Source organism: Dyella sp. LX-66 (assembly GCF_018599165.1).
GTDB lineage: Bacteria > Pseudomonadota > Gammaproteobacteria > Xanthomonadales > Rhodanobacteraceae > Dyella_D > Dyella_D marensis.
On the sequence record NZ_JAHFVJ010000004.1, the window covers coordinates 186,187 to 198,455 of the forward strand.

9 protein-coding genes are annotated in these 12,269 nt (G+C 68.8%); 1 reads left to right on the top strand and 8 read right to left on the bottom strand.

The window, feature by feature from the left end:
* Positions 1 to 52 precede the first annotated feature (52 nt).
* The 8 genes from KK141_RS09875 to KK141_RS09910 form a co-directional block, all read right to left on the bottom strand.
* Complete coding sequence (locus tag KK141_RS09875) at positions 53 to 874, bottom strand: uroporphyrinogen-III synthase (protein ID WP_214570562.1); 822 nt, start codon at positions 872 to 874, stop codon at positions 53 to 55.
* Entirely contained in the window at positions 874 to 2,304 is a 1,431-nt protein-coding gene (gene cysG / locus KK141_RS09880) for a siroheme synthase CysG (RefSeq protein WP_214570561.1), read from the bottom strand. The genes KK141_RS09875 and cysG overlap by 1 nt, the downstream gene beginning before the upstream one ends.
* 31 nt (positions 2,305 to 2,335) lie before the next feature.
* Positions 2,336 to 5,047: a nitrate reductase gene (locus KK141_RS09885; protein ID WP_214570560.1), complete on the bottom strand. Its 2,712-nt coding sequence runs from the start codon at positions 5,045 to 5,047 to the stop codon at positions 2,336 to 2,338.
* Positions 5,044 to 5,385 (bottom strand): nitrite reductase small subunit NirD, encoded by a 342-nt coding sequence (gene nirD, locus KK141_RS09890; RefSeq protein ID WP_167256089.1) that lies wholly within the window; start codon positions 5,383 to 5,385, stop codon positions 5,044 to 5,046. The genes KK141_RS09885 and nirD overlap by 4 nt, the downstream gene beginning before the upstream one ends.
* A 4-nt stretch (positions 5,386 to 5,389) precedes the next feature.
* Positions 5,390 to 7,972 carry a nitrite reductase large subunit NirB gene (gene nirB / locus KK141_RS09895; protein WP_214570559.1) on the bottom strand — a complete coding sequence of 861 codons (2,583 nt, stop codon included), beginning with the start codon at positions 7,970 to 7,972 and terminating at the stop codon, positions 5,390 to 5,392.
* Between the two features lie 10 nt (positions 7,973 to 7,982).
* Positions 7,983 to 9,317, bottom strand: a complete 1,335-nt coding sequence (locus KK141_RS09900) for an MFS transporter (protein WP_214570558.1) — start codon at positions 9,315 to 9,317, stop codon at positions 7,983 to 7,985.
* A gap of 285 nt (positions 9,318 to 9,602) precedes the next feature.
* Positions 9,603 to 10,514: a hypothetical protein gene (locus KK141_RS09905; protein ID WP_214570557.1), complete on the bottom strand. Its 912-nt coding sequence runs from the start codon at positions 10,512 to 10,514 to the stop codon at positions 9,603 to 9,605.
* Position 10,515: 1 nt separating this feature from the next.
* The gene (locus KK141_RS09910) at positions 10,516 to 10,923 is read right to left on the bottom strand and encodes a hypothetical protein (RefSeq protein ID WP_214570556.1); all 408 of its coding nucleotides are present in this window, start codon (positions 10,921 to 10,923) and stop codon (positions 10,516 to 10,518) included.
* 377 nt (positions 10,924 to 11,300) lie between these two features.
* Between KK141_RS09910 and KK141_RS09915 the strand changes: the two genes are divergently transcribed.
* Positions 11,301 to 12,146: an efflux RND transporter periplasmic adaptor subunit gene (locus KK141_RS09915; RefSeq protein ID WP_214570555.1), complete on the top strand. Its 846-nt coding sequence runs from the start codon at positions 11,301 to 11,303 to the stop codon at positions 12,144 to 12,146.
* Positions 12,147 to 12,269: the final 123 nt, after the last annotated feature.

Sequence of the window (12,269 nt, forward strand, 5' to 3'; positions counted from 1 at the left end):
TAAAGACGCCCCGCACCCCTGCCCCGTGCCAAAGGTCGCCCTCCCCCAGAAGTCAGGGCCGCGCCAGGGCCTCGGCCAGCGCCGTGCTCAACGGCTTCATGTAGTAGCTGTCTGCCGGCACCGCGTGGACGCGCACGCCATGCCGCGCGAGCGTGTCGGCCACCACCGGCCCGACCGCAGCCACCACCACGCGCGACAGGGCCTCCTTCGACACGTCGGCGCCGGCCAGCCGGAACAAGCGCTCCACCTGCTGGATGCTGGTGAATGCGATAGCGTCGATCTCGCCCTGGCGCATGCCTTCGAGCATGACCAGCACGTCGGCATCGTCGGCCGCATCGGCGTAGCGGTAAGGCGCCACCGGCAATACGTGTGCGCCCGCTTCGGCGAGAAACGCCATCAGCGGCGCATTCGGCTCGGTGCCGTACAACTGCACGCCGACCTTGCGTCCGCGCAGATCCAGCTCGCGCAGGCAGGCGATCACACCCGGGGTTGTCGCCGGTTCCGCCACCAGGCTGGGGCGCAAGCCCAGTTCGCGCAGCACGCGGCCCGGTTTGGGGCCGCGCGCGATGATCCGCACCCGGGCCAGGCGGGCGATAAAGCGCTCGCCCCACTCCGGTGCGTGCCGATCCAGCGCATCCAGCAAGCGGCTCAATCCTTCGCCGGTAAACAGCACCAGGTCGTCGCAGGCGCCGTCGTTGAAGCGGCGCAGCCAGTCCAGCACCGGCGCGGGGTCCGCGGCATCGCGGATCTCCACCAGCGGACAACGCAGCACGGTGGCGCCGCGGCGTTCGAGCAGCGTGGCGAAGACGTCCAGCGCGCGCGATTCCGGCACGGCGATGCGGCGTCCCGCCAGGGCCTGTTCGGGCGCCGCCATCAAGCCACTTCCATGCACGGCAGCGCCGCGGCGGTTGCTTCCGCCACCAGCGTGCCGAACCAGCTGTGTTTGCGCGCAAAAGCAGCTACTTCGCCCACGATCAGCAAGGCCGGCGTGCCCACCGCGTGCTCCCTGGCCAGCCTGGGCAGATCGCGCAGCACACCGACCACCACGCGCTGCCGCGGCAGGCTGCCATTTTCGATCAGGGCCACCGGAGTTTCCGGATCGCGCCCGCGCGCAAGCAGGCGCGCCGTCAGCATGCCGATCCGTTCCACGCCCATATAGACGGCCAAGGTCTGGCGCGGCTGGGCCAGCATGGCGTCGCTCAAGGTCTCCGCCGCATCCTTGCCGTGCGCCGTGACCAGGCACACCGACTGCGCCAGCTCGCGATGCGTCAGCGGGATGCCCGCATAAGCCGCGCAGGCCACGGCGGCGGTGATGCCCGGCACGATCTCGCAGTCGATGCCATGTTCGCGCAGAAAGGCCAGTTCCTCGCCGCCGCGGCCGAATACGAACGGATCGCCGCCTTTCAGCCGCACCACCCGCCGCCCCGCCAGCGCATGCGCGAGCATCAGCTCATGCGTCCGTTCCTGCGGCACCTGGCGGCCGCCGCAGCGCTTGCCCACGTCGATGCGTTCGGCATCGCGCCGCGCCAGCGCCAGGATGTCGTCGCCGATCAGCTGGTCGTGCAGGATCACATCGGCCTGGCCCAGCGCGCGCAGCGCCGCCAGGGTCAGCAGGCCGGGATCGCCGGGGCCGGCGCCGACCAGCGCGACGGAACCTCGGGGCTGCCTGTCCGTATCGCCGCTCAAGGCATCGAGCAGCATCCGCTCCGCTTCCTCGTGGCGCGCACGCCGCAGCAGCTTCAGCACCGGGCCATCGTGCAGCCAGCCATAGAAGCCGCGGCGCTGCGCCAGATCGCCGTAGCGCCGCGCGATGCTGCCGCGATGGCGCTGCGCCAGCGCCACCAGCGAACCCAGCGCATGATCCAGCACGCGCTCCAGCATCTCGCGCACGCGGCTGGCCAAGGCCGGCGCGGCGCCGGCGGTGGAAATCGCCACCATCAGCGGCGCGCGGTCGATCACCGCCGGCACGTGGAAGCGCGACAGCACGGCATCGTCGACCACGTTGACCAGGAGGCGCCGCGCCCCCGCATCGGCCGCGATCCGCGCATTGACCGCCTTGTCGCCGGTGGCCGCCACCACCAGCCACACCTCGTCGAGCCAGCCCGGCTCGTAGCCGCCGCGCAGCCATGCCACTGCGCCGTCCTGCGCCAGGCGCGCCAGCCCGGCATCGAGCTGCGGTGCTCCCACCCGCACGCTTGCACCGGCCTCGCGCAAGGCCGCCACCTTGCGCCGCGCCACCGTGCCGCCGCCCACCACCAGCACCGGCAAGCCCTGCAGATCGGCAAACAATGGATACAGCTTCATCGGTACGCCCTCCAGCCGCATCCGTGCCCGCTCATGCCGCGGTAACCGCGCGCGTCTCGGCGATCAGCCGCCGCAACTCAGGAATACAGGAACCGCAATTGCCGCCCGCGCGCAGCTCGGCGGTGATCTGCGCCGGCAGATCAAGATCGTTCGCGCGGATGGCGTCGAGAATGGTGTTGCGCCCCACGCCGAAGCAGGAACACACCACCGGCCCGGGATCGCCGCCACCGCCCGGCGGCTCGCCCGACAACAGGGCCAGCCGGTCGGCTTCGTCCAGCCGCTCGAGTGCGAACAGCGAGGACAGCCATTGGCGCGAGGGCAGATGCGGTTGCGCGGCCAGGAACAGGCAGGATTCGATGCGGCCATCGCGCAGGTGCACGGCGCGGTACACGCCGGTCTCGCGATCCTCGAAGGCCAGCCAGTCCGCGCCGGTTTCAGTCGCGCCCAGCCAGCCCTTCGCCCAGGCATCGCAATCGGCCGGCCGCTCGCGGTGCGCCAGTTCGTAGCGCAGAAAGCGGTCGCCGCGGATCAGGGTCCAGTAACTCAGCGCCGACGCCGGCAACGCCTGCCGCGCCAGCGCAAAGCCATACCAGCGCACCGCGAACGGCTCGACCCGCACCGGCGTGTGCTTGAACTCCGGTTCGCCGGAGACCGGATCCACCGCCGGATTCACTACCCCGCCCACGCACGCATCCGAAGCGAACTGATCGCTCCAGTGGATCGGCACGAACACCTGCCCCGCCAGGATGCCGCCGCCATGGCGCACCCGCCCCACCATCGCCCCCCAGCGCGAACTGACCCGCGCCAGCGTGCCTTCGCGCACGCCGCAGCGCAGTGCATCGTGCGGATGCATGTCGATAAAGGGTTCGCCGATATGGCCGTTGAGGCGCGGCGAGCGCGCGGTGCGCGTCATGGTGTGCCACTGGTCGCGGATGCGGCCGGTGTTGAGCACCAGCGGATACTCGCGGTCGACGGCATGCACCGGCGGACGCGAAGCCGTGATGACGAAACGCGCGCGGCCATGGGCATGGCTGAAGCGGCCATCCGCAAACAGGCGCGGCGTGCCCTCGCCTGCTTCCGTTACCGGCCACTGCACCGGCGCGAGCGTGTCGTAGGCCTGCCGATCGAGCCGCGCCAGGCTCCCAAGATGCAGGCGCCTGTACGCAGCCGGCACGCCGTCGGCGGCGGGCTCGCGGTTGCGGAAGGTGGTGAGCTGCGCATGCTCGACGAAAATCTCGTGCGGGTTGCCGAACTCGAAACCGCGCTCGAAACCCATCCGCCGCGCCACCTCGCACACCACGCGCCAATCCGCCCGCGCCTCTCCCGGCGCCGGCAGGAACGGCCGCTGCCGCGAGATGCGCCGCTCCGAACTGGTCACCGTGCCGTCCTTCTCGCCCCAGCCCAGCGCCGGCAGCAGCACGTGGGCGTACGCATTGGTGTCGGTGCGCTCGACGATGTCCGAGCACACCACCAGCTCGCAGCGCGCCAGCGCAGCGCGCACCTTGTCCGCCTCGGGCAGACTTACCGCCGGATTGGTCGCCATGATCCACAGCGCCTTGATCCGCCCCTCGCCCACCGCATCGAACAGCTCCACCGCCTTCAGGCCCGGCTTGTCGGCCATGCGCGGCGACTGCCAGAACGCCTGCACGATATCCCGGTGCGCCGGCTCGCCCAGCTCCATATGCGCCGCCAGCATGTTGGCCAGGCCGCCGACTTCGCGCCCGCCCATCGCATTGGGCTGGCCGGTGATCGAAAACGGCCCCATGCCCGGCCGGCCGATCCGCGCGGTGGCGAGATGGCAGTTGATGATGGCGTTGACCTTGTCGGTGCCGCTGCTGGACTGGTTCACGCCCTGCGAAAACAGCGTGACCACTTTCTCGTGCCGCGCGAACAGGCGATAGAACGCCACCACGTCCGCCGCCTGCAGACCGCACTGCTGCGCCACCTGGGCCGGATCGCCCGCCTCCGCCTCGGCGGCCGCCAGCGCCGCATCGAAGCCTTCCGTATGCGCATCGATAAACGCGGGATCGATCACGCCATGGCGGAACAGAAACGACAGCAGGCCGTTGAACAAGCGCACGTCGGTGCCGGGGCGAATCGGCAGGTGCAGATCGGCGCCTTCGCAGGTAGCGGTAAAACGCGGATCGATCACCACCACACGCGGACCGTCGCGGCCGTCGCGCGCCTGCGTCACGCGCTGGAACAGCACCGGGTGGCACCATGCCGTATTGGAACCGACCAGCACCACCAGCTCGGCCTGCTCCAGGTCTTCATAGCAGCCCGGCACCACGTCCTCGCCGAACGCACGCTTGTGGCCCGCCACCGCGGAAGACATGCACAGGCGCGAGTTGGTATCGATATTGGCCGTGCCGAGATAACCCTTGGCCAGCTTGTTGACGACGTAGTAGTCCTCGGTCAGCAATTGCCCGGATACGTAGAACGCCACCGCATCCGGACCGTGCTCCGCCACCACGCGCGAGAAGCCGTCCGCCACGCGCTGGATCGCTTCGTCCCATCCCGCACGGCGCACCACGCCATCCGCCTCGCGCAGCAGCGGATGCAGCAGCCGCCCTTCCATCCCGACCGTATCGCCCAGCGCCGAACCCTTGACGCACAGGCGCCCGCGATTGGACGCATGCGCCGGATCGCCCGCCACCCGCGCCGCACCGTCCGCATCCACACTGGCCAGCACGCCGCAACCGACGCCGCAGTAAGGACAGGTGGTGCGTACCGCTTCGCTCATGTATCGCGCCGCTCCACCTGCACGTCCTCGCCCTGCCGCCGCACCGCCCAGGTGCGCACCGCCTGCTGCGGTTGCTCCAGGCATTCGCCGGTACGCAGGTCGAAGTGCTGCTTGTGGATCGGCGACGCCACCACCACGCGCTCGCCGAGACTGCCGACCAGCCCGCGCGACAGCACCGCCGCGCCCGAGCAGGGGTCGAGATTGTCGATGGCGTAGAGCTCCTCGCCGATGCGGAATACCGCCACCTGCTCGCTGCCCACCAGGGCGCAGACGCCGGTGGACGGCACGATGTCGCCGATGGCGCAGATGGACATCCAGCCTGCCTGTTCGCTCGTCATGGCCTCACTCCGTCTCCACCACCACGGGAATGCCGCGCAGCACGCGCTTCTCCTGCACCGTCGCGGGCCGGATCTGCCCGCGCTCCGGCACGAAGGCCACGCGGTCGTCGCCAGCTTCGCTGTTGACGAAGTGGCGGAAGCGCGCGCGCACCGCGGGATCGGTCACCGCACGCTTCCACTCGCAGGCATAGGTGTCGACCACCAGGGCCATCTCGGCTTCGAGTTCCGCGGCCAGGCCCAGCTTGTCGTGCACGACCACGTCGCGCAGATAGTCCATGCCGCCTTCCAGCCCATCGCGCCACACGCTGGTGCGCTGCAGACGGTCGGCGGTGCGGATGTAGAACATCAGGAAGCGGTCGATATAGCGCACCAGGGTGGCCGTATCCAGGTCGCCAGCCAGCAATTCGGCATGCCGCGGCTTCATGCCGCCATTGCCGCAGACGTAAAGATTCCAGCCCTTTTCGGTGGCGATCACGCCCACGTCCTTGCTCTGCGCCTCGGCGCATTCGCGCGCGCAGCCGGACACGGCGAACTTCAGCTTGTGCGGCGAGCGCAGGCCCTTGTAGCGGTTTTCCAGGTCGATCGCGGTGCCCACCGAATCCTGCACGCCATAGCGGCACCAGGTGGAACCCACGCAGGACTTCACCGTGCGCACTGACTTGCCATAGGCATGGCCGGATTCGAAACCCGCCTCGATCAGCTCCTCCCAGATCAGCGGCAGTTGCTCCAGCCGCGCGCCGAACAGGTCCACGCGCTGGCCGCCGGTGAGCTTGGTGTACAGGCCGTAGGACTTGGCGATGCGGCCGATGGCGATCAGTCCATCCGGCGTGACTTCGCCGCCGGCCATGCGCGGCACCACCGAATAGGTGCCGTCCTTCTGGATATTGGCCAGGAAGTAGTCGTTGGAATCCTGCAGCGACGCGTGTTCCTGCTGCAGCACGAATTCGTTCCAGCACGAGGCCAGGATGCTGGCCGCCACCGGCTTGCAGATATCGCAACCCAGCCCCTGGCCATGGCGCGCCAGCAGTTCGTCGAAGCGGCGGATGCGCTCCACCCGCACCAGGTGGTACAGCTCCTGCCGCGAATACGCGAAGTGCTCGCATAGATGGCTGGTCACCGCCAGGCCCTGGCGCGCCATCTCCGCCTTCATGATCTGGGTGACCAGCGGCACGCAGCCGCCGCAGGTGGTGCCGGCGCGCGTGGCTTCCTTCAAGGCGCCGATGCTGGTGGCGCCCTCGCCCACCGCCTTGCACAACTGCCCCTTGGATACGTTGTTGCACGAACACACCTGGGCCGAGGCCGGCAGCGCATCGACTGCCAACCCCGGTTTCGCCTTGCCGTCCGAGGCGGGCAGGATCAGCGATTCCGGGGCCTCCGGCAGCTCCATGCCGTTGAGCATCATCTGCAGCAAGGTGCCGTACTCGGCGGCATCGCCCACCAGCACGCCGCCGAGCAGGCGCTTGCCGTCTTCCGATACCACCAGCCGCTTGTAGACCTGGCGGCGCTCGTCGCTGAACTGATAGCTGCGGCTGCCCGGCGTGGCGCCGTGCGCATCGCCCAGGCTCGCCACGTCCACGCCCATCAGTTTGAGCTTGGTCGACATGTCGGCGCCGGCGAATTCCGGCAGGTCGCGCGCCTCCTCGCGCGTCAGCAGGGCATGCAGATGCTTGGCCACCACGCGCGCCATCTCGTAGCCCGGCGCCACCAGGCCGAACACCTTGCCGCCCCACTGCGCGCATTCGCCGATGGCGTAGACGTCGCGGTCGCGCGTGCGGCAGAAGTTGTCGACCATGATGCCGCCGCGCTGGCCCACGCCCAGCTCGCATTGCCGCGCCAGTTCGTCGCGCGGGCGGATGCCGGCGGAGAACACGATCAGGTCGGTCTCCAGCGTGCTGCCGTCGGCGAACTTCATGGCGTGGCGTGCGCTGCTGCCGTCGACGCCGCTCCCATCGACAATGGCCTGCGTGTTCTTGCCGGTGTGCACCACCAGGCCAAGTTCCTCGATGGTCCGGTGCAGGATGCGCCCGCCGCCGTCATCCACCTGTACCGCCATCAGGCGCGGCGCGAATTCCACCACGTGCGTTTCCAGGCCCATGTCGCGCACGGCCTTGGCGCATTCCAGCCCCAGCAGGCCGCCGCCGACCACCACGCCACGTTTGGATTGCGCCCCCCATTCGGCCAGCTCGGCGAGGTCGTCGAGCGTGCGGTAGGTGAGGCAGCCGCGGCGGTCGTTGCCGGGGATCGGCGGCACGAACGGCGTGGAGCCGGTGGCGAAGACCAGCTTGTCGTACGGGACGACTTCGCCGTCGGCGGTGGTGACCCGCTTGAAGGCGCGGTCGATGCGCGCGGCGCGCGTGGCCAGCCGCAGATGCAGGCCGGGATGATCAAAAAAGCCGGGCGCCACCAGCGACAGCTCGTCCGCGCTGCGGCCGGCGAAGTAGTCGGACAGGTGCACGCGGTCGTAGGCGGGCCGGCTTTCCTCGCACAGCACCGTGATGTCCAGGCCGGGCGTGCCCAGCGCCACCAGTTCCTCCAGCAGCTTGTGGCCGACCATGCCGTTGCCGATCACCACCAGTCTCGTCGTCATGCGCGTCGCCTCAGTCGATGGCCAGGGCCGGCGCCGGCGTATCCACCGGCCCTTGCCGCAATACCCGTTCCTCGGCCACGTGTTCGCGGCTGAAGCGCACGGCGAGCGCGCACAGCGAGCCGGCCAGCACGAAGCCGCCCAGGTACATGAAAGTGAGCTGCACCGAGCCCAGCGATTTCTGCAGGAAGCCCGCCGCCACCGCGCCCACGTTGCCGCCGGCGCCGACGATGCCGGCCACGCCGCCCAGCGCCTTGCGGTCGATAAAGGGCACCAGCGCATACGTCGCGCCGCAGGCCATATGGGTGAACAGGCCGAAGGCGAGCATCGCGGCCACCGCGGTGGCCGCGCCCTGCGCGCTGGAGAACCACAGCAGCCCGATGCCTTCGAAGAACATCAGCAGGCACAGCAGGCGTGCGCGCGCCGGCAGGCCGTGCCGGCGCACCAGCCGGTCGGAAGCGATGCCGCCCAGCGCACGCGCGAACAGGGCGAGCAGGCCGAAGCCGCCGACGGCCAGCCCCGCATCGCGCAGGCTCAGCGAGAAACGATCCACGTAGTAGCTCGCCGCCACGCCATGCACGAACAGCTCGATGCCGAAGCAGCCGGCATAGGTGACGAACAGCAGCCACACGCGATAGTTGCGCGCCGCCGCGCGGAACGCCGCCCAGCCGCCGGGCTTGCCGCCGTCGATGGCGATGCCGCGCGCGCGCAGCTGGCGATAGTCGCCTTGCGGGCTGTCCTGCGTGCAGCGCCAATACAGGATGCCGACGACGACCATCAGCACGCCCGGCAGCAGCATCGCTACACGCCACCCCAGGCCCTGCCCCACGCCCAGCGCCAGCACACCGGCCAGCACCCATGGCATCGCCGCCTGCGCCGCGCCACCGCCAGCGTTACCCCAACCGGCCGCCGCCGCATTCGCCGTGCCCACGACCTGCGGCGCGAACATCACCGAGGTGTGGTACTGCGTGATCACGAAGCTGGCGCCGATCATGCCGATGGCCAGGCGCATCGCCAGCAGGGATGCGTAGTCGTGCACCAGCAGCATGCCGAACACCGGCAGCGAGCCGAGCAGCAGCAAACCGGTATAGACGCGCCGCGGCCCGAAGCTGTCGCACAGCGGTCCGATCAGCAGCCGGCCGAAAATGGTGACCGCGACCGCGGCGATATTGATGTCGGCGACTTGGCCCGGACTCAGATGCAGCTCGCCGCGTATCAACGGCATCAGCGGCGCGGCGGAAAACCACGCGAAGAAACACACGAAGAACGCCAGCCAGCTGAGATGGAACGCGCGCATCTGCGGCGTCCGCCATTGCAGCAGTTCGATCCGAGTCGCCTTGCCCGACATGCGCTTTCCCCCGCAGAGAACGAACACGCTGTGCTGCTATGCAACACGTGTGCCATGGGAGAAAAGCGATGGAATTGCGGTATTTGCTGAAAAGCCGGCGGATTTAGGCGGCTATTTGTGCACCAAGATCATTCGTGCGCTGCGGGCTTGCACCAGTGCAGTGCAGCATGAGCCGCCGCCGTAGGTTGGGGTGAGCCAAAGGCGAACCCCAACAAGCCCGCCATGCATCGCAACGTTGGGGTTCGCCTCTGGCTCACCCCAACCGACGGCGGCGACGGCGCTATCTCAGCGCGCCCCGCCCGTCTGCGAAAAACTCAACTCCGTACACTTCTGCGCGCGCGCCTGCTTGTCCGTATCGCTGCCCGCCGCCATCGCCGCGCCCAGGCAATTGGTATACGCATCGGTCGCCGCCGCGCGCCCCGCGCCTTCGGCCAGGCTCTGCGCCGCGATGCCGGTGGAGAACACCTTGCCGATCGCCAGGCCCACCGCGGTCGTCCCCGCATCGCTCTTGCCGTCGAAGCGGCCATACACCGACAAGGCATCCTCGCGCACCAGCCCAAGCTGCTTTGCGGCTTCCAATGCGGCGGGCCGTTTGGCGGAAGCGGCCTGCTCGGCCGCCGTCAGCGACGGTGTCAGCTGCTGGATCTTGCTGTCGATGGTCTGGTTGCTCGCCTGCGCGCTCGCCAGCTGGCCCTTGGCGTCCTGCAGCTGGCTGGCGGCTTCCTTGGTATCCAGCCGCGAGGCCTTCAATTGCGTCAGCCGCGACGACGCCAGCGCGAGCTGGCTTTTCAGCGGCTCGATCGGCGTCTTCTGGTTGCTCAGGTCCTGGATCGAACCCTTGGTGCTCTCCGCCGCCTTGGCCGCATTCAGATAATCGTTGACCTTGGCCAGATTCGCCGCGTCGGCGCTTTGCGGTTGCAGGTCGTTGGAGTTCGAATACTTGGCGCGGATCTGCTCCAGCACGAGATCCGACGTGCCCGCCTTGTTCGCGCCCGCCACCGACACCGGCACATAGGCCGCATCCAGCTGGTCGTAGCCGATGCTCAGCGTCGCGCCCGACGCGCTCGCCGGATTGGACGTGACGGTGACGCCGAAACTCACCCGCGACGAATACACCAATGCCGCCTGCGGCAACGGCGAGCACGCCGCCAGCGCCAACAGGCTCAATGCCACTGCCGTCCTTGCACGAAGATCCATGTCATCCCCCTTGATGTGTGTTGACCTCACAGACGTGCTCCAACGAAGCACCGCCTTTTTGCAGTTGCTGCCTGATCGCCTCCGCTTCCGCCGCCGTGCGGATCAGCACGATGAGCTGGCATTGCTGCGGATCCTTGCTGGCCACCACCAGTTGCCGTGTCCAGCCCACCGAGGTGCCATTAGCCACCGGCACCACGCCGAAACCAGTGGTCTGGATCACCAGCAAAGGCGCAGCCGGATCCGGCTCGACCCTGAGCACGCCGAACCGGTAAGAGACGGTGGTCTTTCCCCCTTCCACCACGCGCACCTGCGTGCAGGCCGCCAGCGCGAGGCAGGCGACGGACACGGCAAGCCGCGCGGGCGCAACCCGCGCCATCAGGCGCGAGCACGCGTCGCGAACGTCGAACAAGGCATTCCCCCTGATGGAATGGCCGCGGTCGAATAACACAGAAATCGATAGCCGGGCGTGAAACCGGGCCGCCCGGCGCCTAGGAATATTTCTGGTCCCCGGCACCCCGGCCAGGCTCCCGCGACGCCGCCCGCATCTGGCCCGAAATGACAATTCCAAGCCTTTCAGGCACATCCCCGGGCCCACCGAAAACCGCAAAAACTTACGTCAATCAGCCCCTTGCCGGCGCAGGAACGAGCCGCTAGTTTTTGTGAGCGCGGACACGCTTGGACGGGTCACAGGGGGCTCGTCGGCGGCGTCCGCGACTGAAGGGGGACAAAGGAATGACTCTTACGGCTGGGCCTTCGGGCCGCCGCCGGGCATGGAACCGCCCGCGCTTGGCGCGCGTTTGCGCGCGTGCGAACCGCCACCGCCATCTGCTGCCCCTGTACGCCCTGCTGGCCTGGTCCGCAGGCTCCGCGCAGGCCGCCAATCCGCCGTCCTACGACTGCCTGATCGAGCCGACCCAGACGGTCGAGCTGGGCGCGCCGGTGAGCGGGCTGATCGACCGCGTGCTGGTCAAGCGCGGCGACCGCGTGGCGCACAACCAGATCCTGGCGACGCTGGAATCGCATGCCGAACAGGCGGCGGCAGATCTTGCGCATTACAAGTCGCAACTTGCCGGTCCCAGCCAGCAGGCGCAGAGCAAGATCGAATTTTCCCAGCGCAAGTTCACCCGCCGCCGCGACATGGCGGCGGAAAAACTCATGTCCAGGCAGGACAGCGACGACGCCGAGGCCGAGCTGAAACAGGCCCAGGCCGAACTGGTCACCGCCAAGGAAAACCGCGAGGTGGCACGCCTGGAATACGTCCAGCAGAGCAGCCAGCTCGCGCTGCGCACCATCCGCAGTCCGTTCGACGGCGTGGTGGTGGACCAGATGATGTGGCCCGGCGAAATCTTCGAGCCCGGCGCCACCAAGCACGCCGTACTCAAAGTCGCGCAGCTCAATCCGCTGCGCGTGCGCGTGGTGATGCCGCTGCGCGCGTTCGGCGAACCCGCGGCCGGCATGGAGGCCAGCATCGCACCGGAGATTCCCGCCGGCAGCCATTACAGCGCGAAGGTGGCCAGCGTCGACCGCATGGTGGACGCCGCCAGCGGCACCTTCGTGGTCTTCATGGACCTGCCCAATCCCAAGCTCGACATCCCGTCGGGCGTGAAGTGCAAGGCCGTCCTGGCCAAGTAAGCCAGCACCGATTCGAAACGGCGACGCCAGCGCGGCGCCGGCATGCAGCACCGCACGCACCCTATTCATCTCAACGTCGATCGGCCACCGCGCATGCGCGGCAGGGCCTGCCAAGAGGGCAAC